This window comes from Streptomyces sp. NPDC102259 (assembly GCF_044766465.1).
In the GTDB taxonomy this organism is placed as follows: domain Bacteria; phylum Actinomycetota; class Actinomycetes; order Streptomycetales; family Streptomycetaceae; genus Streptomyces.
The window spans coordinates 437,501-460,526 of sequence record NZ_JBIWMA010000005.1; the positions used below are offsets into that span (position 1 = coordinate 437,501).

General features: G+C 71.6%; 22 protein-coding genes and 1 pseudogene. 6 read left to right on the plus strand and 17 right to left on the minus strand.

The window, feature by feature from the left end; genetic code table 11:
* Window positions 1–4: 4 nt before the first annotated feature.
* Window positions 5–1,534: pseudogene (gene ctaD, locus ACIRPU_RS16165) on the plus strand (cytochrome c oxidase subunit I); the annotation flags it as partial.
* 43 nt (window positions 1,535–1,577) lie between these two features.
* Here the strand turns inward: ctaD and ACIRPU_RS16170 are convergent.
* Entirely contained in the window at window positions 1,578–2,618 is a 1,041-nt protein-coding gene (locus ACIRPU_RS16170) for a helix-turn-helix transcriptional regulator (RefSeq protein WP_403867117.1), read from the minus strand.
* A gap of 85 nt (window positions 2,619–2,703) precedes the next feature.
* Window positions 2,704–3,426, minus strand: coding sequence for a transglycosylase family protein (locus tag ACIRPU_RS16175; protein ID WP_403867120.1), 723 nt, complete (start codon window positions 3,424–3,426; stop codon window positions 2,704–2,706).
* Window positions 3,427–3,964: 538 nt separating this feature from the next.
* On the opposite strand from ACIRPU_RS16175, the gene ACIRPU_RS16180 reads away from it, so the two are divergent.
* Both ACIRPU_RS16180 and ACIRPU_RS16185 read left to right on the plus strand, forming a co-directional pair.
* Window positions 3,965–4,747 (plus strand): hypothetical protein, encoded by a 783-nt coding sequence (locus ACIRPU_RS16180; protein WP_351762857.1) that lies wholly within the window; start codon window positions 3,965–3,967, stop codon window positions 4,745–4,747.
* Between the two features lie 127 nt (window positions 4,748–4,874).
* Window positions 4,875–5,276, plus strand: coding sequence for a hypothetical protein (locus ACIRPU_RS16185; protein ID WP_403867123.1), 402 nt, complete (start codon window positions 4,875–4,877; stop codon window positions 5,274–5,276).
* A gap of 75 nt (window positions 5,277–5,351) precedes the next feature.
* Here ACIRPU_RS16185 and der read toward each other — a convergent pair whose 3' ends face one another.
* The 5 genes from der to aroH form a co-directional block, all read right to left on the minus strand.
* Entirely contained in the window at window positions 5,352–6,836 is a 1,485-nt protein-coding gene (gene der / locus ACIRPU_RS16190) for a ribosome biogenesis GTPase Der (RefSeq protein ID WP_355704965.1), read from the minus strand.
* 87 nt (window positions 6,837–6,923) lie between these two features.
* Window positions 6,924–7,616, minus strand: coding sequence for a lysophospholipid acyltransferase family protein (locus ACIRPU_RS16195; protein ID WP_403867126.1), 693 nt, complete (start codon window positions 7,614–7,616; stop codon window positions 6,924–6,926).
* Window positions 7,574–8,260 carry a (d)CMP kinase gene (cmk, locus tag ACIRPU_RS16200; RefSeq protein ID WP_403867129.1) on the minus strand — a complete coding sequence of 229 codons (687 nt, stop codon included), beginning with the start codon at window positions 8,258–8,260 and terminating at the stop codon, window positions 7,574–7,576. The genes ACIRPU_RS16195 and cmk overlap by 43 nt, the downstream gene beginning before the upstream one ends.
* A gap of 132 nt (window positions 8,261–8,392) precedes the next feature.
* Window positions 8,393–9,478, minus strand: a complete 1,086-nt coding sequence (locus ACIRPU_RS16205) for a prephenate dehydrogenase (protein WP_403867132.1) — start codon at window positions 9,476–9,478, stop codon at window positions 8,393–8,395.
* Window positions 9,475–9,837, minus strand: a complete 363-nt coding sequence (gene aroH, locus ACIRPU_RS16210) for a chorismate mutase (protein ID WP_351768370.1) — start codon at window positions 9,835–9,837, stop codon at window positions 9,475–9,477. Before aroH ends, ACIRPU_RS16205 begins: the two co-directional genes overlap by 4 nt.
* 194 nt (window positions 9,838–10,031) lie before the next feature.
* Here aroH and ACIRPU_RS16215 point away from each other — a divergent pair, with 194 nt between their 5' ends.
* Genes ACIRPU_RS16215 through ACIRPU_RS16225 form a run of 3 tightly spaced genes read left to right on the plus strand, consistent with a single transcriptional unit; the run spans window position 10,032 to window position 11,714 of the window.
* On the plus strand, window positions 10,032–10,691 hold the full coding sequence (locus ACIRPU_RS16215) for a hypothetical protein (protein ID WP_403867135.1): 660 nt from the start codon (window positions 10,032–10,034) through the stop codon (window positions 10,689–10,691).
* Between the two features lie 22 nt (window positions 10,692–10,713).
* A complete protein-coding gene (locus tag ACIRPU_RS16220; protein ID WP_384120514.1) occupies window positions 10,714–11,298 on the plus strand; it encodes a DUF6529 family protein in 585 nt (194 codons plus the stop codon).
* Window positions 11,295–11,714, plus strand: a complete 420-nt coding sequence (locus ACIRPU_RS16225; RefSeq protein WP_403867138.1) for a Rieske (2Fe-2S) protein — start codon at window positions 11,295–11,297, stop codon at window positions 11,712–11,714. The genes ACIRPU_RS16220 and ACIRPU_RS16225 overlap by 4 nt, the downstream gene beginning before the upstream one ends.
* Before the next feature lie 12 nt (window positions 11,715–11,726).
* Here ACIRPU_RS16225 and ACIRPU_RS16230 read toward each other — a convergent pair whose 3' ends face one another.
* From ACIRPU_RS16230 to ACIRPU_RS16275, 10 genes are all read right to left on the minus strand, one after another.
* A complete protein-coding gene (locus tag ACIRPU_RS16230; protein ID WP_403867141.1) occupies window positions 11,727–12,749 on the minus strand; it encodes an ADP-ribosylglycohydrolase family protein in 1,023 nt (340 codons plus the stop codon).
* Window positions 12,746–13,492 (minus strand): NUDIX hydrolase, encoded by a 747-nt coding sequence (locus ACIRPU_RS16235; protein ID WP_403867143.1) that lies wholly within the window; start codon window positions 13,490–13,492, stop codon window positions 12,746–12,748. The genes ACIRPU_RS16230 and ACIRPU_RS16235 overlap by 4 nt, the downstream gene beginning before the upstream one ends.
* 56 nt (window positions 13,493–13,548) lie before the next feature.
* Window positions 13,549–14,772: a pseudouridine synthase gene (locus ACIRPU_RS16240; protein WP_403867146.1), complete on the minus strand. Its 1,224-nt coding sequence runs from the start codon at window positions 14,770–14,772 to the stop codon at window positions 13,549–13,551.
* A complete protein-coding gene (scpB, locus tag ACIRPU_RS16245; RefSeq protein WP_355705095.1) occupies window positions 14,772–15,344 on the minus strand; it encodes an SMC-Scp complex subunit ScpB in 573 nt (190 codons plus the stop codon). The genes ACIRPU_RS16240 and scpB overlap by 1 nt, the downstream gene beginning before the upstream one ends.
* 53 nt (window positions 15,345–15,397) lie before the next feature.
* A complete protein-coding gene (locus ACIRPU_RS16250; RefSeq protein ID WP_403867149.1) occupies window positions 15,398–16,504 on the minus strand; it encodes a segregation/condensation protein A in 1,107 nt (368 codons plus the stop codon).
* Between the two features lie 18 nt (window positions 16,505–16,522).
* Window positions 16,523–17,095 (minus strand): hypothetical protein, encoded by a 573-nt coding sequence (locus ACIRPU_RS16255; RefSeq protein ID WP_384120502.1) that lies wholly within the window; start codon window positions 17,093–17,095, stop codon window positions 16,523–16,525.
* Entirely contained in the window at window positions 17,080–18,216 is a 1,137-nt protein-coding gene (locus tag ACIRPU_RS16260) for a ParA family protein (protein WP_355704954.1), read from the minus strand. The genes ACIRPU_RS16255 and ACIRPU_RS16260 overlap by 16 nt, the downstream gene beginning before the upstream one ends.
* A 415-nt stretch (window positions 18,217–18,631) precedes the next feature.
* Window positions 18,632–19,756: an alanine dehydrogenase gene (gene ald, locus ACIRPU_RS16265; RefSeq protein ID WP_403867154.1), complete on the minus strand. Its 1,125-nt coding sequence runs from the start codon at window positions 19,754–19,756 to the stop codon at window positions 18,632–18,634.
* Between the two features lie 136 nt (window positions 19,757–19,892).
* On the minus strand, window positions 19,893–22,112 hold the full coding sequence (locus ACIRPU_RS16270) for a tetratricopeptide repeat protein (RefSeq protein WP_403867157.1): 2,220 nt from the start codon (window positions 22,110–22,112) through the stop codon (window positions 19,893–19,895).
* Window positions 22,113–22,329: 217 nt separating this feature from the next.
* Window positions 22,330–22,956: an NUDIX domain-containing protein gene (locus ACIRPU_RS16275; RefSeq protein WP_384120495.1), complete on the minus strand. Its 627-nt coding sequence runs from the start codon at window positions 22,954–22,956 to the stop codon at window positions 22,330–22,332.
* Between the last annotated feature and the right edge of the window lie 70 nt (window positions 22,957–23,026).

Sequence of the window (23,026 nt, forward strand, 5' to 3'; positions counted from 1 at the left end):
AGCGATGGGGACCCAGACCGTGGCGGCGGCACCGACCGCGGGCACCAGACGCGGTGGCCGTGGCCGGGTGGTCGTCGACTGGCTGACCACCACCGACCACAAGAGGATCGGCCACCTCTACCTGATCACGTCCTTCGCCTTCTTCCTCGTCGGCGGGATCATGGCGCTGCTGATGCGGGCCGAACTCGCCCGCCCCGGGCTGCAGATCGTGGACAGCCACCAGTACAACCAGCTGTTCACGCTGCACGGCACGATCATGCTGCTGCTGTTCGCGACCCCGTCCTTCGCGGGCTTCGCCAACGAGCTGATGCCGCTCCAGATCGGCGCCCCGGACGTGGCCTTCCCCCGGCTGAACATGCTCTCGTACTGGCTGTTCCTGTTCGGCGGGCTGACCGTGCTGGGCTCGCTGCTGACACCGGACGGCGCGGCGGCGTTCGGCTGGTTCGCCTACGCGCCGCTGAACAGCGGACAGTTCTCGCCGGGGATCGGCCCCGACCTGTGGATCATGGGCCTGGCGCTGGCCGGCTTCGGCACGATCCTCGGCGCGGTCAACTTCATCACCACGATCATCGGGATGCGCGCGCCCGGCATGACGATGTTCCGGATGCCGATCTTCACCTGGAACACGCTCTTCACGTCGATCCTGATCCTGATGGCGTTCCCGGTGCTGGCAGCCGCGCTGCTGGTGCTGGAGGCGGACCGGCGGTTCGGTTCGACGGTGTTCGAGGCGGCCAACGGCGGGGCGCTGCTGTGGCAGCACCTGTTCTGGTTCTTCGGGCATCCCGAGGTCTACATCATCGCGCTGCCGTTCTTCGGGATCATCTCCGAGATCATCCCGGTCTTCAGCCGGAAGCCGATCTTCGGCTACCTCACCCTGGTCGGCGCGACGATGGCGATCACCGGGCTGTCGATCGTGGTGTGGGCCCACCACATGTTCGTCACGGGCGCCGTGCTGCTGCCCTTCTTCTCCTTGATGAGCTTCCTGATCGCGGTCCCGACGGGCGTGAAGTTCTTCAACTGGACCGGGACCATGATCAGGGGTTCGCTCTCCTTCGAGACCCCGATGCTGTGGGCGACGGGGTTCCTGGTCACGTTCCTGTTCGGAGGCCTGACCGGGGTGATCCTGGCGTCACCGCCCATGGACTTCCACGTCTCCGACTCGTACTTCGTGGTCGCCCACTTCCACTACGTCGTCTTCGGCACGGTCGTCTTCGCGGTGTTCGGCGGATTCCACTTCTGGTGGCCCAAGTTCACCGGGAAGCTGCTCGACGAACGGCTGGGAAAGATCCACTTCTGGACGCTGTTCGTCGGCTTCCACACCACGTTCCTGGTGCAGCACTGGCTGGGCGCCGAGGGCATGCCGCGCCGGTACGCCGACTATCTGGCCGCCGACGGGTTCACCGCGCTCAACACCGTCTCGACGATCGGCTCGTTCCTGCTCGGTCTCTCCACCCTGCCGTTCCTCTACAACGTCTGGAAGACCGCCCGGTACGGCGCCAGGGTCGAGGTGGACGACCCCTGGGGCTTCGGCCGTTCCCTGGAGTGGGCGACGTCCTGCCCGCCGCCCCGGCACAACTTCACGACGCTGCCGAGGATCCGCTCGGAGTCCCCGGCGTTCGACCTGCGCTATCCGCAGTACGCGGCCGAGACCCCGCAGCCCGAGCCAAAGCGCCATCAAGCCGGTCACGGGCCGTCCTGATCGCCTCGATCAGCTCCACGGGCTCCAGCACCTCGAACTCGAAGCCCGCCATCATCACGTGGATCACCATCACGTCGAGGCTCGCGGCCCCGGTGCGCAGCACACAGGCCCCGTCGCCGTCGGGCTCCAGCGTCCCGGCCGAGGGCGAGATCCGTTCGGCGGCCTCGGCCAGGGGCACGAACAGCCGGACGGTGGCCCGGGTGGCGTACGCGCGGGTGGAGACGCCTTGCGAGACGTGGGCGGCGAGGTCCTCGGCGGGCGGGTCGCGCGGTGCGAAGCGCGGCCCGTGCGGCGGCCTCGGCGTGAGGCGGTCCACCCGGAACGTACGCCAGTCGGCGCGGTCGAGGTCCCAGGCGACCAGGTACCAGCGGTGCTCGGTGCACACCAGGCGGTGCGGTTCGACGGTGCGGCGGGTCACCGTGCCGTCGTGCCCCCGGTAGGCGAAGCGCAGGCGTTCGGCGTCCCGGCAGAGGTGGGCGAGCTCGGTGAGGACGGCCGGGTCGACGGCGGAGGACCGCGGGCCGCGCAGCATCGGCACGGTGAAGGCGTTGAGGGCGCCCACCCGGCGCCGCAGCCGGTTCGGCAGCACCTGCTCCAACTTCGCCAGGGCCCGTACGGAGCTCTCGCCGATGCCCTCGATGCCCTGCCCCGCGGCCGTCCGCAGCCCCACCGCGACGGCGACGGCCTCGTCGTCGTCCAGCAGCAGCGGCGGCAACTCGGCGCCGGCGCCCAACTGGTAGCCGCCTCCGGTGCCGGGGCTGGCGTCGACCGGGTAGCCCAGCTCGCGCAGCCGGTCCACGTCCCGGCGGACGGTGCGCGCGGTGACTCCCAGCCGGTCGGCGAGTTGGGCGCCGGACCACTCGCGGTGGGCCTGGAGAAGGGACAGCAGGCGCAGCAGTCGGGCGGAGGTCTCCAGCATGCGCCCAGTGTGTCTCACGAGGTGGGCGAGCCCCATCCGGCCGTCCCGCCGGATGGGGCCGTCGTGTCCCGGAGGGGACGGCGACTCAGAGCGTGAGGCGCTGTCCGGGCACGATCAGGTCGGGGTCGCCGCCGACGACGGCCTTGTTGGCGGCGTAGACCCGCTGCCAGGTCAGGCCGTGGCGGTTCGCGATGGTGCTGAGGGTGTCGCCCGTCCGGACGGTGTAGTCACCACGGTTCGTGCCGCGCGAGGTCTGGCCCGTCGAGCGCTCCGGCGCCTGCGCGGAATTCGAGGAACCCGACTGCGAGGAGCCGGAGCCGGACCGCGAGGAGCCCGACTTCGAGGAGTTCGATTTCGAGGAGTTCGAGGTGCCGGACTTCGACGAACCCGACTTGGCGGAGCTCGACTCGGCGGAGGACGATCCGGCCCCCGGTGCGCTGCCGGACGCTCCGGCGCGCGCCGAGCAGGTCGGCCACGCGCCCCACCCCTGCGCGTTCTGCACCTTGGTGGCGACGGAGATCTGCTGTGCCTTGCTGGCCTTGTCGGCGGTCGACGCGTAGGCGGTGCCGCCGTACGCGCGCCAGGTACCGGCGGAGAACTGGAGCCCGCCGTAGTAGCCGTTGCCGGTGTTGATCGACCAGTTGCCGCCGCTCTCGCACTGGGCGATGCGGTCCCACACCCCGCTGTCGGCCGCCGTGGCGTCCCCGGTCGCGGAGAGCAGTCCGAGGGGGGCGAGCAGGATCGCCCCGGCGAGGACCGCCGTCTTTCGCGACGAGGTGCGGGTGCGGATATCGGCACATTCGGACATGTAGATCCCTCTCTACGAACCCGGGCTCCCCCTGGCCGGGGCGCGTCGGCCGCGCGGGACGCGGTCGTCGCGCCCGGCCCCGTCCGTCGGCGGTGGTGCTCCGCGCTGTCTGACTCTGCGCGGCCGGCGGACGTACCCGAGCGGTGCTCGTTGCACACGGCGGAGCAATCTAGGCAGCTGACGAGGCGTTATCAACCAACTCCCCGTTGTCCCAGGCCAGTTAGCAGTTACCGTAGGTAGCGGCGAATTTCGGCCACCTACTTCGTTCCCTCATTTCTGGATTTGTCGACCACTCGCCCGAGCGGACTGTGAGTCAGCTCACCGGATCAACTTCCGTGACCTCCCCGTTACTTGACATGGAGTGGCGGATTCCGCACACATCGTGACTGCGCGCGCAGGATGGTTCGATTCCGTTCGCCGTCCAGCGTGACCCTGGCCACAGATCGCCCGTTGTCTTCTTCATGAGCCGGGGACCGACCCGGACCACGAGCCGGGGGCCACCCGCCTCGCCCACGCACCGCATCCGAGGGAGCCACCCGTGCCGCGCATGCTCGACGTCAGCGACGAGGTACGCGCCGAGATCGGCGACGAAGAAGCCGACCGGCTGCTCGCCGGAGACAACGCCCCGGGCAGTTACGACTGCACGTCCTGCCGCACCCCGGGCGACTCCGAGAACGAGCGCACCAGCACCGTCCTGTTCATCGGGGACGAGACCGCCGTCCTCGCCTTCGCCCACTCCACCTGCCTACCCTCACAGGTCGTCCAGGTCACCGAGGAGCAGCTCCAGGGCGCGGTCCGCTCCATCAGCGGCGACACCGTCGACCTGGACCCCGACAAGGTGGCACCCGAGCAGGCGGTGCTCGGCGTCACCAGCGGACTCGTCCTGATCGCCGGGGAGTTGCACCCGGCCCTGGTCGTCGAGCCGACCGCGCCCATCGTGCGGCCCGGCACGACCGGCGCCGGCGACGACTTCCTGCCGCTGCTCATCGAGCAGGGCTTCATGCCGCTGTCCGAGCTGACCGAGGTGCCGCCGGTGCAGCACGGCTGGTCCGTGCTGCTCGCGATGGGCCAGCTGCACGCGGTGCTCCAGCCCTCGGTGAACGGCGGGCAGCCGGTCGCCTGGTGGCAGGCGCACCAGCCGTTGCAGGTGACGGAGGGGTGGCGGGCCGCCGCCAACAAGCACCAGCAGGTGCTGATGTTCGCGGCGCCGGTGGGCTCGATCGGGCGTCAGCCCCGGGAGGACCTGCTGCGGGGCGCGCTGGACAAGGCCGCGGCCAACGGGCAGTTGGTCGGGGCGGCGCTTCCGCTCGCCGGCACCTGAGTTCGCCCACCGGGCGGGGACTGCGGTCGTACGGCGGCTGAAAGGCCGTCCATGGACGCAGCCCCGCGCCCCCCTGACGAGGCCTGTCGAGCCGCATCTCTTCCCGTGCCGCGTCGTTTGGACATACGTGCACACCTACGACGTTCCCCGCCGCCCGTCCTTCCAGTCGATCCCGTCCGCACGACTGGCTCAGGACGCTCAGGGCGGCCCATCGGCCACCCCGATCTACGACGCGCTCTACGCCGAGTACGTCAAGACGTTCCGTTCGCTGCCGGGCGACCGCAGCGGCGAGGACGATCTGGGGTTCACCGCCTTCGGGAACATCCCGCACAGCCCGAGCACCTACCCGGCACCCCGCCCGGGGTCGTTCAGCAGCTCCTACAGCGCCTACAGCGCGGGGGCGCAGAGCGCGCGGGTGGGCCAGCAGTCCCAGTGGCAGCGGGTCGGGCAGCTCGGCCAGCAGCCCGCGCCGACCGCGATGCACCACATCCCCGCGGCGCTCCCGCCGGCCCCCCGCAGGACCTTCTGATCGCCGATCACGGCTGGAGGGCGGCACCCGTGACGGGTGCCGCCCTCCAGCCGTGTCGCCGGTACTTCTTCGCCGCTACTTCTTCTTGTTGGCGCCGCGCTTCTCGCGCACCCGCACCGAGATGTGGATCGGCGTGCCCTCGAAGCCGAACTCCTCGCGCAGACGGCGCTCGATGAAGCGCCGGTAGCCCGCCTCGATGAAGCCGGAGGCGAAGAGGACGAACCGCGGGGGCTTGGTTCCGGCCTGGGTGCCGAACAGGATCCGCGGCTGCTTGCCGCCCCGGACCGGGTGCGGGTGGGCGGCGACCAGCTCGCCCAGGAAGGCGTTGAGACGGCCCGTCGGGACGCGGGTCTCCCAGCCGGCCAGCGCGGCCTCGATCGCCGGGACCAGCTTCTCCATGTGCCGGCCGGTGCGCGCCGAGACGTTCACCCGGGGCGCCCAGGCGACCTGGGCGAACTCGGTCTCGATCTCCCGCTCCAGGTAGTAGCGGCGCTCCTCGTCGAGGGTGTCCCACTTGTTGTAGGCGATGACCAGGGCGCGGCCCGCGTCGACGGCCATGGTGACGATGCGCTGGTCCTGGACCGAGATGGACTCGGAGGCGTCGATCAGGATGACCGCCACCTCGGCCTTCTCGACGGCGGCCGCGGTGCGCAGCGAGGCGTAGTAGTCGGCGCCCTGCTGGAGGTGGACGCGCTTGCGGATGCCCGCCGTGTCGACGAACTTCCAGGTCACGCCGCCGAGCTCGATCAGCTCGTCGACCGGGTCGCGGGTGGTGCCCGCGACCTCGTTGACGACGACCCGGTCCTCGTCGGCCACCTTGTTCAGCAGCGAGGACTTGCCGACGTTCGGGCGGCCGATGAGCGCGATGCGGCGCGGGCCGCCGACCGCGGTGCCGAAGGTCTGCGCGGGGGCCTCCGGGAGCGCCTCCAGGACGGCGTCCAGCATGTCGCCGGTGCCACGGCCGTGCAGGGCGGAGATCGGGTGCGGCTCGCCGAGGCCCAGGGACCACAGGGAGGTCGCGTCGGCCTCGCCGCTCAGGCCGTCGACCTTGTTGGCGGCCAGCACGACGGGCTTGCCGGCCTTGCGCAGCAGCCGTACGACCGCCTCGTCGGTGTCGGTGGCGCCGACCTTGGCGTCGACGACGAAGACGACGGCGTCGGCGGCCTCGATCGCGTACTCGGCCTGCGCGGCCACGGAGGCGTCGATCCCGAGGACGTCCTGCTCCCAGCCGCCGGTGTCGACGAGCTTGAAGCGGCGGCCCGCCCACTCGGCCTCGTAGGTGACGCGGTCGCGGGTGACGCCCGGCTTGTCCTCGACGACGGCCTCGCGGCGGCCGATGATCCGGTTCACCAGGGTCGACTTGCCGACGTTCGGGCGGCCGATGACGGCGAGCACCGGCAGCGGCCCGTGCCCGGCGGCCTCGATCGCCCCCTCGACGTCCTCGACGTCGAAGCCCTCGACGGCGGCGAGCTCCATGAACTCCGCGTACTCGGCGTCGCCGAGCGCCCCGTGATCGTGCTCGAAGGCTTCCGAGCCGTCGGGCTGGATGTGGTCGTTCATGAAGTCCGTACCTCGTCGTTCATTCGTGGTGATCGGTGGAGCAGCCGTTTTGTTCGGGTTGATCCACTACTCGGTGTCCAGTGTCGCTCAGCGCCCGGTCAGGCGCCTGGCGTTTTCCAGGTGTTCGGCCAGCTGTTTCTGGATGCGTTCGGTGGCCGCGTCCAGCGCCCTGCGGGTACGCAGTCCGCTGCCGTCGCCCGCGTCGAAAGGATCGCCGAAGACGACGTCGACGCGGGAGCGCAGCGGGGGCAGTGCCTTTATCAACCGTCCGCGCCGTTCGGAACTTCCCAGCACGGCGACGGGCACGATCGGGGCCCCGCCGCGCACCGCGAAGTACGCGAGCCCGGCGCGCAGGGCGGCGAAGTCGCCCTCGCCGCGGGTGCCCTCCGGGAAGATCCCGAGGACCCCGCCGTTCTCCAGCACGCCCAGCGCGCGGGTGATCGCCGTCCGGTCGGTGGTGTCCCGGTCGACCTTGAGCTGGCCGATGGCGGTCAGGAACGGGTCGAGGGGGCCGATGAACGCTTCCTTCTTGATCAGGAAGTGCGTCGGCCGGGGCGCCACGCCCATCACCATCGGGCCGTCGACGTTGTGCGAGTGGTTGATCGCGAAGATCAGCGGGCCGCTCGCCGGCACCTTCCAGGCGCCCAGCACCCGGGGCCTGAACAGCCCGTACATCAGGCCGACGCCGATGCGCCGCCCGACCTCGGCGCCCTTCTCGGAGGGTGTGGACCCGGCGCTCACTTCGCGGCCCGCTTCTCCTCGACGAGGGTGACGACGCACTCGATGACCTGGTCCAGCGTCAGCTCGGTGGTGTCGACCTCGACGGCGTCGTCCGCCTTGGCGAGCGGGGAGGTCTTGCGGGAGGAGTCGGCCGCGTCGCGCTTGATCAGCGCCTCCCGGGTGCTCTGGACGTCCGCGCCCTTCAGCTCGCCGCTGCGCCGGGCGGCACGGGCCTCCGCGGAGGCGGTGAGGAAGACCTTCAGGTCGGCGTCGGGCAGCACGGTCGTGCCGATGTCGCGGCCCTCGACGACGATCCCCTTCTCGGTGGCGGTCGCCAGCGAGCGCTGGAGCTCGGTGATCCGGGCCCGCACCTCGGGTACGGCGCTCACCGCGCTGACCTTGGCGGTGACCTCCTGGGTGCGGATCGGGCCGGCCACGTCGATGCCGTCGACCGTGATCGTCGGGGCGGCCGGGTCGGTGCCGGAGAGGATCTCCGGCTTGCCGGCAACGGCGGCGATCGCCGTGGGGTCCTCGATGTCTATCCCGTTGGTCACCATCCACCACGTGATCGCCCGGTACTGGGCGCCGGTGTCCAGGTAGCTCAGCCCGAGCTGGGCGGCCACGGCCTTGGACGTGCTCGACTTGCCCGTGCCGGAGGGGCCGTCGATGGCGACAATCACGGGCTGGGCGGCGCCGTTTTCCACGGGGGGACACCTTCCTGGTGCGAGGCGGTGGATGTGCGGGACGCGACCGCGCCCCGCACAAGGTTACCGGCCGCGCGTCACTCGTCCGGCCGGTACCTGGTCCGCGCCGGGCGCCAGGGCCGCGGGAACGCCCTACTGCCGGATCGCCCAGCCCCTCTCGCGCAACGCCGAGGACAGCACCACCGCGGACTTCGGCTCGACCATCAGCTGCACCAGACCCGCCTGCCGGCCGGTCGCGTGCTCGATGCGGACGTCCTCGATGTTGACGCCCGCCTGTCCGGCGTCGGCGAAGATGCGGGCCAGCTGACCGGGCTGGTCGTCGATGAGCACCGCCACCACCTCGTACGCCCGCGGAGCGGCCCCGTGCTTGCCGGGGACCCGGACCTGGCCCGCGTTGCCGCGAAGCAGCACGTCCTGGACGCCGTCGACGCCCTCGCGGCGCTTGGCGTCGTCGGAGGACTGCAGGGCGCGCAGGGAGCGGACCGTCTCCTCCAGGTCGGCGGCGACGTCGGTGAGCAGGTCGGCGACCGGCCCCGGGTTGGCGGACAGGATGTCGATCCACATGCCGGGGTCGGAGGCGGCGATCCGGGTGACGTCCCTGATGCCCTGCCCGCACAGCCGTACGGCGGCCTCCTCGGCGTGCTCCAGACGCGCCGCGACCATGCTGGAGACCAGGTGCGGCATGTGGGAGACCAGCGCCACCGCGCGGTCGTGGGCGTCCGCGTCCATGACCACGGGGACGGCACGGCAGTGCGAGACCAGCTCCAGGGCAAGGTTCAGCACCTCGGTGTCGGTGTCCCGGGTCGGCGTCAGCACCCAGGGCCGGCCCTCGAAGAGGTCGCCGGTCGCCGCCAGCGGCCCCGACTTCTCCCGGCCGGACATGGGGTGGGTGCCGATGTACGCCGACAGGTCGAGGCCGAGTGCCTCCAGCTCGCGGCGCGGGCCGCCCTTCACGCTGGCCACGTCGAGGTAGCCGCGGGCCACCCCGCGGTGCATCGCGTCGGCGAGGACACCGGCCACATGGGCGGGCGGAGCGGCGACGATCGCGAGGTCGACCGGGCCCTCGGGCTCCGCGTCGGTGCCGGCGCCGAGCGCCGCAGCCGTACGGGCCTGCCCGGGGTCGTGGTCGGCGAGGTGGACGACGACACCCCGCTGGGCGAGGGCCAGCGCGGCGGACGTGCCGATCAGCCCTGTTCCGATGACGAGCGCGGTCCTCACTGGGCGATGTCCCGGCGCAGGGCGGCCGCGGCGCCGAGGTAGACGTGGTTGATGTCGGCGCGCGCCGTGTCGGTCTCGACGTGCGCGAGTATGCGCACGACCCGCGGCATGGCGCCGGCGATGTCGAGTTCCTGGGCGCAGATCAGCGGCACGTCGACGATGCCGAGCTTGCGGGCCGCGGCCGCCGGGAAGTCGCTGTGCAGGTCGGGCGTGGCCGTGAACCAGATGCTGATCAGGTCGTCGGCGCCGAGCGAGTTCCGCTCCAGGACGGCGGTGAGCAGGGCTCCGACCTGCTCGTCCATGTGGCCGGCCTCGTCCCGCTCGAGTTGGACGGCTCCCCGGACCGCTCGTACCGCCACGGCGCTGCTCCTTGCTGAAGTACCGACTGCCGACTACGGCTCCTGACGCAGCCAGCCTAGTCAGCCCGCGCCGGTCCGGTGCGTGCCGCCCGAGTGCCGAGACGAGAACGCCCCCGCACGCCCTTTACGGCGGGTGCGACCTGCGCTCTCATGACACTCTGACGGCAGGACACCCTCATCGGGGAAGGCCCGACATGAAGCGTCCAGGACCCCTGCTCACTCTTCTCGCCGGACTGGTGCTCGGCCTGTTCCTGCTGACGCTCAACGCGACGACGGGGACGAAGACCGCCTCGTCCTCGTACCAGGAGAAGTCACCGAGCCCGGCCCCCGCCCGGAGCGCCCCCTCGACCGCGCCCACCCCCACGCCCACGCCCTCCCGCGTCCCGGCCGCCGCCGCCGACTACGCCGGCCGCACGGACGACGACGCGGCGGCGATCGCCGTCTCCGTCCGCGACGGCAAAGCGATCGCGTACTACTGCGACGGCCACACCGAGGAGTCCTGGCTCAAGGGCGACGTCGAGGACGACGGCACGCTGCGGCTGACCGGCGAGAACGGCGCGAAGCTGGACGGCACGCTCCAGGACGGCAGGCGGATCGACGGCACGGTCACCGTGGGCGGTGGGCGGCATGCCTTCGCGGCGGACCGGGCGAAGAAGCCGTCCGGGCTGTGGAAGGCAACGGCCACCGTGCGCTCCGCGAAGATCGACGGCGGCTGGATCGTGCTGAAGGACGGCAGCCAGGTCGGCATCCTCACCCGCGACGGCAAGCCCTCCCCCGCGCCCCGCATCGACCCGGAGACCGGCGCGGTGACGGTCGACGGACAGCAGCTCACGGCCCGCCCCGCCACGCCCTGACCCCTTCGAGCAGGGAGCCACCATGACCGTCGACCCGAACGCCGCCACCCAGAGTTTCCCCGGCCCCGATCCCGCGCGGCGCGGCCCGCACCCCACCCGCTACCTCGTCCCGGCGCTGGTCGCCGCCGCCGTGGCGCTCGCCCTGGGCGTGTACGGCAAGGTCCACGACCCGGCCGGGACGGCCTTCAACCTGGCCGGCTTCAGCAGCACGGGCGCGGTCAAGTCCTGGCTGGCGACGACCGCGATGTTCTTCGCGCTGGTCCAGCTCGTCTCGGCCTCGATGCTGTACGGCAAGCTGCCGGGGCCCGCCTGGTCCGGCACGCTGCACCGCTGGTCGGGCCGGGCCGCCTTTCTGATCGCGGTCCCGGTTGCGGTGCACTGCCTGTACGCGCTTGGCTATCAGACATACGAAACGCGTGTTATGTGGCACTCCCTCCTGGGTTGCTTCTTCTTCGGCGCATTCAGTGCCAAGATGCTGCTGCTCCGCTCGGAGCGACTTCCGGGATGGTTGCTGCCGATCGTCGGCGGGCTCGTCTTCGCCGTGCTCACGATCATCTGGCTGACCTCGGCCCTCTGGTTCTTCCGCACTTTCGGAGTGACGACATGACCCTCCCCGCGACACGGCGCACGGTCCTCCTGGCGACGGGCGGCGCGGCAGCCGCGCTCGCCACGGGCTGCGGCGAGTACGGCAACGAGAACGGCTCCTCGTCCGAGCAGTCGCCGAAGGCCTCCGCCGGCCAGGAGCTGGCGAAGACCACCGACATCCCCGTCGGCGGCGGCAAGATCTTCGCGGAGGAGAAGGTCGTCGTCACCCAGCCGACGAAGGACGACTTCAAGGCGTTCTCCGCGGTCTGCACCCATCAGGGCTGCACCGTCGGCAGCATCGCCGACGGCATCATCCACTGCCCCTGTCACAAGAGCGAGTTCCGCATCGCCGACGGCTCGGTGGCCGGCGGCCCGGCGCCGAAGCCGCTGCCCGAGGAGCAGATCACGGTCGAGGGCGGCGCGATCAGACTGACCTGAGCCCGGGGCGGGTCAGTGGTCCCAGAGCGCCCCGAGGGTCACCAGCTCCCCCTGGTACTCGATCCGGTCCGCCCACGCCGTCGGCCAGGCGTCGGCCCCGGCGTACGCGCCCGCGAAGGCGCCCGTCAGACAGGCGATGGAGTCGGAGTCCCCGGAGGAGCAGGCGGCCCGGCGCAGCGCGGTCACCGGCTCGTCGGGGAACAGCAGGAAGCACAGCAGACCGGTCGCCATGGCCTCCTCGGCGATCCACCCCGCCCCCGTGGCCAGGCACGGGTCGGTCTCGGGCGCGGGGTCGCCCAGCGCCTCCCGGAGCCGCTCCAGCACGCCGAGGCACTCGTCCCAGCCGCGCTCGATGAAGTGCTCCGGGGTGGGGTCCTGGCTGCGGGTCCACAGGTCGCCGAGCCAACGGTGGTGGTAGCGGGAGCGGTTGTCGACGGCGTAGGCCCTCAGCAGCCCGACCAGGGCCGCCGGCTCGGCGCCCTGGGTGAGCAGCCGTACGGCGTGGGCGGTGAGGTCGGAGGCGGCGAGCGCGGTGGGGTGCCCGTGGGTGAGGGCGGACTGGAGCTGGGCGGCGCCCGCACGCTGCTCGTCGCTGAGCCCGGGGGCGAGTCCGACGGGAGCCACCCGCATGTTGGCGCCACAGCCCTTGGAACCGATCTGGCTGGCGTCCGCCCAGTCGCGCTTCTCGTCCTTGAGCAGGTTGCACGCCTTCAGGCAGGTCCGCCCCGGGGCCCGGTTGTTGTCCGGCGACTGGTACCAGTCGACGAACTCCGCGCGCAGCGGGCGCGCGAGCGCCGTCGGCACGAGCAGCCCCCGGTCCATGGCGGTCCGCATGGCCCGCCCCACGGCCAGGGTCATCTGGGTGTCGTCGGAGACGAAGGCGCGCTTCGGCAGTTCCATCTCCCGCCAGGGCCCGCACTTGGCGAGGATCGACGGAATGTCGTTGAACTCGGTCGGAAACCCGAGCGCGTCCCCCAGCGCGAGTCCCAGCAGGGACCCGGTGGCGCGCTTCCTGACGGTGGTCGAGGTGGTCATGCGGAGCGTCCTTCCCGGGGCGGTCGCAGCAGGGGCGGGTGGAGCGCGGTGGCGGCGCCCGCACGGTAGAGGGCGGCGGGCTTGCCGCGGCCGCCGGTGAGGCGCGCGCCGCCGGGCACGGGCTCGACGAAGCCCGGGGTGGCGAGCACCTTGCGACGGAAGTTGGGCCGGTCGAGGCCGGTCCCCCACACCGTCTCGTAGACCTGCTGGAGCTCGCCGAGGGTGAACTCGGGCGGGCAGAAGGCCGTGGCGAGGCAGGTGTACTCGAGCTTGGCGCCGACCCGGTCGTGGGCGTCGGCCAGGATCCGGTCGTGGTCGAAGGCGAGCGGCTTCGCGTCGTCGTACGACAGCCAGCGGGCCTGGGCCGCGTCGCCGCCGCCCGTCGGCTCGGGGGCGTCGGGCAGCAGCGCGGCGAAGGCGACGGAGACGACCCGCATCCGGGGGTCGCGGTCGGGTTCGCTGTAGGTGCGCACCTGCTCGAGGTGCAGTCCGGAGACGTCCTTCAGGCCGGTCTCCTCGGCGAGTTCGCGCCGGGCGGCCGTCTCCGCGGACTCGTCCGGCCGCACGAAGCCCCCCGGCAGCGCCCACCGCCCGGCGTACGGCTCCTGCCCGCGCTCGACGAGCAGGACGTGCAGGGTGCCCGCGCGGAGCGTGAGGACGGCGAGGTCGACGGTGACGGCGAAGGGCTCGTGGGCGTACTTGTCGTAACCCCGCACGCCGAGCACCCCCTTTTTAATAGTCACCACGACTATAAAAAGGGGGTGCGGTCACGCACAAGCCCTGGGAGCCCCAGGGATCCTTAAAGCTCGACTTCCTTCATCAGCATGCCGACCTCGGTGTTGGACAGCCGTCGCAGCCAGCCCGACTTCTGGTCGCCCAGGGTGATCGGACCGAAGGAGACGCGGACCAGCTTGTCGACCGGGAAGCCGGCCTCCGCCAGCATCCGGCGCACGATGTGCTTGCGGCCCTCGTGCAGGGTCACCTCGACCAGGTAGTTCTTACCGGTCTGCTCGACGACCCGGAAGTGGTCCGCCTTCGCGTACCCGTCCTCCAGCTGGATGCCGTCCTTCAGCCGCTTGCCCAGGTCACGCGGGATGGGACCCACGATGTGCGCGAGGTAGACCTTCTTCACGCCGTACTTGGGGTGGGTCAGCCGGTGGGCCAGCTCGCCGTGGTTGGTGAGCAGGATGACGCCCTCGGTCTCGGTGTCGAGCCGTCCGACGTGGAACAGCCGCGTCTCGCGGTTGGTCACGTAGTCGCCGAGGCACTGACGGCCCTCGGTGTCCTCCATCGTGGAGACGACGCCGGCCGGCTTGTTCAGCGAGAAGAACTGGTACGACTGGGTGGCGACCGTCAGGCCGTCCACCTTGACCTCGTCGTTCTCCGGGTCGACCCGCTTGCCCTGCTCCAGGACGATCTCGCCGTTGACCTCGACCCGCGCCTGCTCGATCAGCTCCTCGCAGGCACGCCGGGAGCCGTAGCCCGCGCGCGCGAGGACCTTCTGAAGCCGCTCGCCCTCCTGCTCGGCGCCCGGGAAGGTCTTGGGCAGCTTGACGTCCTTCTTCTCGGCGTACCGGTCCCGGTTGCGCTCCTCGGCCCGCGTCTCGTACTCGCGGGAGCGCGCCGGCTCCGTGCGTCCGCCACGCTGCTGGCTCTGCCTGGGACCGCCCTTGGCGCCGCCCCGGGCCGCACCGCCGCGCCCGGCCTTCGGGCCCTCATGGGTGGCGCCGGGGCCCACGTCGTAGCGACGCTCCTCGGGACGGGGATTGCTCGGACGCTTCGGCCCGTCGTCGCGGCCCCCCGCGCCCGTGGACCGGCCGTCACGGCCCGCGGAACCGCCCCTCGACCTGTCGTCACGGCCTCCGGAACCGCCCCTCGACCGCTCGTCGCGGCCTCCGGAACCGCCCCTCGACCTGTCGTCGCGGCCTCCCGAGCCACCCCTCGGCTGGGAACCGCCCCCGCCGGTCCCCCGGGGCTTGCCGCGCCCGTTGTTCCTGCCACTGCCGCTGCCACTGCTTCGCATCAAAGTTCCGTCGTCGTCGTGTCGTCTGCATCTGCGTCCGGTGCGTCCGGATCGAACGACGGGACCCCTTCCAGCATCTCGGCCTCGATCGCCTCCGCCTCGGGGAGAAAGGGCGCGAGCTCCGGGAGCTCGTCCAGACCGCGCAGGCCCATCCGCTCCAGAAAGTAGTTCGTCGTCACGTACAGGATCGCACCTGTTTCGGGTTCCGCGCCCGCCTCCTCGACCAGACCGCGCTGGAGCAGGGTGCGCATCACGCCGTCGCAGTTCACTCCGCGCACCGCGGAGACCCTGCTGCGGCTGACCGGCTGGCGGTACGCGACGACCGCCAGGGTCTCCAGCGCCGCCTGGGTGAGCCGGGCCTGCTGGCCGTCCAGCACGAAGCCCTCGACGGCCGCCGCGTACTCGGGCCTGCTGTAGAACCGCCAGCCGCCCGCGATGAGCCTGAGCTCGAAACCACGCCCCTGCACGGTGTACTCGTCGGCCAGCTCGCGCAGCGCGTCGGCGATCTTCCGCCGGGGCCGCTGGAGGATCTTCGCGAGGTGTTCCTCGGTCGCGGGCTCGTCGACGACCATCAGGACGGCCTCCAGGGCCGGCTTGAGGTCGAGTGCGGCGACGCTCTGCTCGGTCACGTCTTCGTCTCCTTCTCGGGCTCCTCGGGCGGCCGGTCGAACTCGTCCGTGACCACCGGCTGGACGTCCCCGTCCCCGCCGGTCCAACGCACCAGCAGCTCACCGAGCGCGGTCTCCTGGTCGAGCGCGACCACCTTCTCCCGGTACAGCTCGAGGAGCGCCAGGAAGCGGGCCACGACGGTGAGGGTGTCCTCGGTGTCGGCCACCAGCGTGCGGAAGCTGGCCTCGCCGAGCTCCCGGAGCCGCGCGACGACGATCCCGGCCTGCTCCTGCACGCTCACCAGCGGCGCGTGGATGTGGTCGACGTACACCTGCGGCTTGGCCCGGGGCTGCATCGCCTTGACCGCGAGCCTCGCGAACCCCTCCGGGCCGATGCTGATGACGACCTCGGGCAGCAGCTCGGCGTGGTGCGGTTCCAGACCGACGGTACGGGGGTAGCGCCGGGCCTCGCTCTCCAGCCGGTGCGTGAAGACGTCGGCGACCCGCTTGTAGGCCCGGTACTGGAGCAGCCGGGCGAACAGCAGGTCCCGGGCCTCCAGCAGGGCCAGGTCGGCCTCGTCCTCGACCTCCGCGGCAGGCAGCAGCCGGGCCGCCTTGAGGTCGAGCAGGGTGGCGGCCACGACCAGGAACTCGGTCGTCTGGTCCAGGTCCCAGTCGGGCCCCATCGCCCGGATGTGCGCCATGAACTCGTCGGTCACCTTCGACAGCGCGACCTCGGTGACGTCCAGCTTGTGCTTGGAGATCAACTGGAGCAGCAGGTCGAAGGGCCCCTCGAAGTTGGCGAGGCGGACCTTGAAGACCCCGTCGGGAGCCTCATGGGACTCACGAACGGGCTCCGCGCCCACGGATTCCGACGCCCGCACGGACACGACGGGTCCCGGACCTGCCGGTCCCGGGTCTACGGACTCCGGGCCTGCCGGTTGCAGGTCCACGGACTCCGGTACGGCGGGTTCCGGCACGACGGGGTCCGGGTCCGCGTCCCGTTCGGCCGCCTCGGGCTCCGGCTCGGCGGGGACCGGCGACGTCCCGGGCCCCCGCCCCAGCGCACGCCGACGGCCGGCTGCTGCGCCGGGGCCGGGGACGGGAACGTCGTTCGAGGTCATGGCCCCCGCAGGCTACCGCTACCGCCCGCGAAGTCGTCGTACGAGGATGCTGGCGTCCCCGCGGCTCTCCAGGTCGGCGAGGACCACGGCGACCGCCTCGCGGACGATGCGCCCCCGGTCCACGGCCAGCCCGTGCTCGCCGCGGAGCACCAGACGGGCGTGCTCCAGGTCCATGAGCTCCTCGGCGGAGACATAGACGGTGATCTTCTCGTCGTGCCGCTCCCGGCCACTGGGCCTGCGGGACGGCTGCCGTCCGCGCTTGCGCGACTGGCCGTCGGCGGCGGAGGCAGAACCTTCCTGCGGGCCCTGGGGCCGCTCCCCGGGGGCGCCCCGGGTGCGGGACTCCCCGGTGTCGGTCCGACCCGCGTCGGCCGCCACGTGCTCGGCGCCCTCGCCGTCACCGCCCTGCGCGGGCACGGACTGCGGCGCGTCCTGCGCACCGCCGGCCGCCACCCCGTCGCTCTCGCCGGCCGGCGCGGGCACCCGGGCCTCGCCGTTGGCGGGGCGCCGGGGCGCGGACGACTGAAGCGCCATTCCCCCTGTCGTACGGAAGAGTTCGTCGGCCCCCGGCAGACTCACTCGGCGGGACACCGGGCGAGCACCTCCCTGGCGAGCTGACGGTAGGCGGCGGCGCCCACGGAGTTGGAGGCGTACGTGGTGATCGGCTCACCGGCGACCGTGGTCTCCGGGAAGCGGACCGTGCGCCCGATGACCGTGTGGTACACGTGGTCGTCGAAGGCCTCGACGACACGCGCGAGCACCTCACGGCTGTGCACGGTGCGCGAGTCGTACATCGTGGCGAGGATCCCGTCGAGTTCCAGTTCCGGGTTGAGCCGTTCCTGGACCTTCTCGATGGTCTCGGTCAGCAGCGCCACACCCCGGAGGGCGAAGAACTCGCACTCCAGCGGCACGATCACCTTGTGAGCGGCCGTCAGGGCGTTGACGGTGAGCAGACCGAGCGAGGGCTGACAGTCGATGACGATGTAGTCGTAGTCGTCCATCAGCGGCTTGAGCGCACGCTGGAGCGTGGACTCGCGCGCGACCTCGGAGACCAGCTGGACCTCGGCGGCCGACAAGTCGATGTTGCTGGGCAGCAGGTCCATGTTCGGGACCGCTGTCTTCAGGAGCACCTCGTCCGCCGCCATGCCCCGCTCCATGAGCAGGTTGTAGACGGTGAGGTCGAGCTCCATGGGATTGACGCCTAGACCGACCGACAGCGCGCCCTGCGGGTCGAAGTCCACGAGCAGCACGCGCCGGCCGTACTCCGCGAGCGCGGCACCCAGGTTGATGGTCGACGTCGTCTTGCCCACGCCGCCCTTCTGGTTGCACATCGCGATGATCGTCGCGGGGCCGTGCTGGGTCAGCGGGCCCGGGATCGGGAAGTACGGCAGCGGGCGTCCGGTCGGACCGACGCGCTCACGGCGCTGTCGGGCCGCGTCGGGCGCGAGCGTGGCCGCGTATTCCGGGTCCGGCTCGTACTCGGCATCGGGATCGTAGAAGTGCCCTTCGGGCAGTTCGTCGTAGTCGGCGAAGTGGTTGCGGGGCGCGCCACTTCCGTCGCCGGCCATGGCGTTCACGTAATGGCCATCCATGCTCTGGTGTGCTGACAGAGCCACATGAGGGCTGCGCTGGCTCTGGTGGGCTGCGAAGGTTCGGACAGCGACGGAGCCGACAGCCTCGTGCCCCGCGGAGACCTGGGCCCGCGTCGGCATTCCTGGTTGACCACCCCCGGGAGCAAATGTCGACTCATTCACAAGTCGTCTTACCTCCTTGGTGACCAGGAAACTTCTAGACAAGGTCAGCGTGGCACCATGCCGACAGTCGGCGACTCTATGGCGTGTCGGGCGTCCGCAGCAACACAATCCGCCGTACCCGGCCCGATGTGTCGGCAATGAAACATCCCGCTGTCAAGGGCGTACGGCCGTCGCACGGCAGGTTTCGCCGGTGTACGAATCGGTCGAAGCGTTACGTTCGAGGCGAGTTGGCCGAGAGCCGCAAAGTGACCATACACACATCCGGCCGGACCTTGTCGGGCAAGGTCCGGCCGGGTGTACGGGGTTGACGACCTGTGTTGACGTATCGCCTTTTCCCCCGGGGCGACTTGGCCGAGCGGCTCGGCGCGGCGGCTCAGCCGAGCAGCTGGTCCAGCTCCATGTGCTCCAGGCCGTGCGCCTCCGCGACCTCGCGGTAAACGACCTTGCCGTCATGGGTGTTGAGGCCCTTGGCCAGCGCGGCGTCGCGGCGCAGCGCCTCCACCCAGCCCTTGTCGGCGAGTTCGACGATGTAGGGCAGCGTGGCGTTGGTGAGCGCGTAGGTGGAGGTGTTGGGGACCGCGCCGGGCATGTTGGCGACGCAGTAGAAGACCGACTCGTGGACCGGGAAGGTCGGCTCGGCGTGCGTCGTCGGACGGGAGTCCTCGAAGCAGCCGCCCTGATCGATCGCGATGTCGACAAGGACACTCCCCGGCTTCATCCGGGACACGAGCTCGTTGGTGACCAGCTTGGGAGCCTTGGCGCCCGGGATGAGGACGGCGCCGATGACGAGGTCGGCCTCGAGGCAGGCCTTCTCCAGTTCGAAGGCGTTGGAGACGACCGTCTGGATCTTCGTACCGAAGATCTTGTCGGCCTCCTTGAGCTTGTTGATGTCACGGTCGAGCAGCGTGACGTGGAAGCCCATGCCGATGGCGATCTGCGCCGCGTTCCAGCCGGAGACGCCGCCGCCGATGACGACCGCCTTGGCGGCCAGCACGCCCGGCACGCCGCCGGGCAGCACACCGCGGCCGCCGTTGGCGCGCATCAGGTGGTAGGCGCCGACCTGCGGGGCCAGCCGGCCCGCGACCTCGGACATCGGGGCGAGCAGCGGCAGCGCGCGGCTCGGCAGCTCGACGGTCTCGTAGGCGATCGCCGTGGTGCCGGACTCGACGAGGGCGTCCGTGCACTCCTTGGAGGCGGCCAGGTGCAGGTAGGTGAAGAGCGTCTGGTCCTTGCGGAGGCGGTGGTACTCCTCGGCGATGGGCTCCTTGACCTTCAGCAGCAGGTCGGCGGTGGCCCACACCTCGTCGGCGGTGTCGAGGATGCGCGCGCCGGCGGCCACGTACTCCTCGTCCGTGATGGACGAGCCGACACCGGCGTTGCGTTCGACGACGACCTGGTGGCCGTGGCGCACCAGTTCGTGCACACCGGCGGGGGTGATGGCCACCCGGAACTCGTTGTTCTTGACCTCGCGGGGGATGCCGACCTTCACGTCGATCACGGTCCTTGGCTCAGTAGATGTGGGGGCACAGCAAAGACATACCCGGAGGTACAGGGCACATCAGGATGCACCGCAGGAGAACGTGCGGCAGAGCCAGTCTAATGAAGGCGTTCCCGCTGTCTAGCCTTTCATTGCATCAATCTTCAGCGGATGTACTACGGATTTCGCAGGTGTTAGCGCGGTGTTCCGTGAGATCGGACCGTTCTGACCCTGCCTCTGGCTCCGATTCCGGCCCTGGCTCCGGCCCCGACTCCGGCTCCGACCTGGCTTCCGGCTTGGCTTCCGACCCGAGTTCCGGCTTGGCTTCCGACCTTGGTTCCGGCTCCGGTTCCGGTTCCGGTTCCGGTTCCGGCTCCGGTTCGCGGTCCGGGAGCTCCTCTCCCAGGATGCGCTCGGCCGCGCCCCGGTGCAGGCCGGCCGCCACCGGGTCGCCGAGATGCTCCAGGGTGTCGGCCAGCCGCAGCTGCACCGCCGCCTGGAGACGCGTGTCCTCGGCGCGCCGGGCCCACTCCACCGCCTCCTGGCAGGTGCGCAGCGACTCCTCGGGGCGCCCCGCGTACTCCTGGACCCGGGCCAGCTCGCTCAGCGCCCGCGCGTGAGCGCCTACGTCGCCGTTCTTGCGGTGCCCGGCGGCCGCTGCCCGCCAGGCCCGCTGTGCCTCGCCGTAGCGGCCCGCGTAGGTGTGCGCGGTGGCGATACGGCCGTAGAGCCGGGCGGCGTCCGCGCGCTCGTCGCGGGCCAGCCGCTGGGCGAGGGCCCGCCCGAACCAGTCGGCGGCCCGGTCGTAGTCCCCGAGCTCGAGATGCGCGCCGCCTACGGATTCCATCGCGCGACCGATCGCATACGGGTCGTTCGCCTCGCGTCCGGCGTCCAGAGCGGCCCGGTAGCGCGCCAGGGCCTCCGCCGTGCGGCCGGTCCTGGCGTCCACGTCGGCGAGGTTCAGCAGGGCGGCGGCCTTCTCGCGGGGCAGGTTCCGGCGCTCGGCCACGTCCAGGACGAGTTGGTGGACGCCGTACAGGTCGGGCGCCGCGGCCTGCGTGCCGAAGTGCGCGACCATCGCCCTGACCAGCTGGGACATCAGACGGCGGGCCAGGGTGTCCAGCTCGCCGTCGGCGACCGCCAGACGGGCCGAGGCGAGCAGGGCGGGCCGGCGGACCCGCAGCCAGTCGGCGGCCGCGCGCGGGGTGGGGAAGCGCAGGGCGCTCGGCAGGCCCAGGAGCTTCTCGCGGGCCTGGGGGCTGTCGGTCTCGGTGATGGCCCGGCAGGACTGGAGCAGCCGTACCGTCCGCTCCAGCATGCGGGCGCGGGCCAGCTGGAGCTCGGCCGGGCGTTCGTGGGTCTCGGCCGCTGCGCGCAGCAGGGGGTACAGACAGGCGGGCACCTCGTACTGGGGCAGCGGGGAGGCCACGGTCCGCAACAGGCCCAGGGCGGCGAGGTCACTCAGGGTGGTGTGGGCGGCGCCCACCGAGCAGCCGGCGAGCGCGGAGGCGGTGTGCGGGTCGGCCAGGCCGGCCGGGGCCAGGCAGAGCAGTCGCAGTATCCGGGCGGCGGGGGCGGGCAGCGTGGCGTGCACGAGCCGGAAGACCCGGCTGAGCGGGGAGCCCTCGTCGCCCTCCGCGTGGAGCTGCTTGGCGAGGTCGGCGACGGCCGCCTTGGGGCGGGCGGCGAGCCAGCCGCCCGCCAGGTTCAGCGCGGCCGGCTGGCCCTGGCAGGCCTCCACGAGGCCCTCGGCGGAGCGCGGGTCGACGGTGATGCGGACCGAGCCGGTGTAGCGGCTGAGCAGTTCGAGGGCGGACTTGGTGTCCAGGCCGCCCAGGGTGCAGGGGCGGACGTCCGCGATGCCGGTGAGCGGTCCTGCGGAGACGGCGACGAGGAGGCACTGGGGGGTGTCCGGGAGCAGCGCGTCGACCTGTTCGGCGCCGGCCGCGTCGTCGAGCAGGAGCAGTACGCGGCGCTCCGCGAGGGTGTGGCGCAGGAGGGCCGCGAGATCGTCCTCGTCGGCGCCCGGCGGGGCCGGCACGTTCAGCGCGGTGAGCAGTTCACGGGCGGCCTGCTCGACCGGCACGGGGGTGCCGTCGGGCTCGGCGAGGCGGGCGCGAAGGACGCCGTCGCGGTAGCGGTCGGCGACCTGCCTGACGAGTTCCTCGGCGAGCGCGGTACGCCCGGAGCCGGGCCGCCCGGCGATGAGGAGCACGCGCGCGCGGGGCGCCTTCTTCCCGGAGATGGTGTCCAGCCCCGCGCGCTCGATGTCGGCCCGCAGTTCTTTCAACTCCCGGACCCGGCCCAGGAAATGGCCCTCTGTCGCAGCGTGTCCCGACAGCTGCACGCCGCCTGTGTCCACTGCCTGGTCCGTCACGGGCCACACTCCCGTCCCACCGCACGCGCAAGCCCGCCGGGACTCCGGATCGGGCGATTCCCGAGCCTAGTTCACGCTCTGCGACGTTCCGGGTGGAGTGCGGCGGGCACCGCCGAGACATCCCCCGATCGGATCAGCCGATCGTCACACCGGTCGGGGGCGGGGCAGCCTCGGAAGGGGCGGTCGATGGGCGGTCCCAGGAGGGCGGAAGGGGGTGTCACGCCTCGAAGGGCCGCGCCGGCCAGGGCGCCTCGGCCGGGCGCAGCGCGTCGAGCCCGTCGCCGGTGCGCGCGGCGACCAGGGAGAGCACGCCCACGACGAGGCAGTTGCTGTGCAGGTCGCCCGCGAGCACACCCCGGACGAGCTCGTCGACCGGCACCCGCGCGTGCTCCATGTCGGCCTCCTCGTCCTCCACCTCGAAGCGCTCCCCGTCGGCCTCGGACAGGTCGCGGGCCAGGAAGATGCGCACCGACTCGTCACAGCCGCCCGCGGTGGGGTAGACGTCGGTCAGCACCCGCCAGTCCTCGGCCTTGACGTGCGCCTCCTCGTACAGCTCGCGCTGGGCTGCGTGCAGCGGGTTCTCGCCCGGCACGTCGAGCAGACCGGCCGGGATCTCCCACAGCTTCTGCCGCACGGGGTGGCGGTACTGCTTGATCAGCAGGACACGGCCCTCCTCGTCGAGGGCCAGGACGGCCACGGAACCCGGGTGGACCTGGAAGTCCCGGCGGACCACCGAGCCGTCGGGCATGACCACCTCGTCCGTGCGGACGGAGGTCTTGTTGCCGACGAACGGGGTCTCGCTCGACCGGATCTCCCACGCCTCGGGGGTGTCCTTGATCGTCATGCCATGCGTCCTTCCACGTGCCACGTGCGCAAACGAGAACCGGGGCGCCAACCCTTGAAGGTTTGCACCC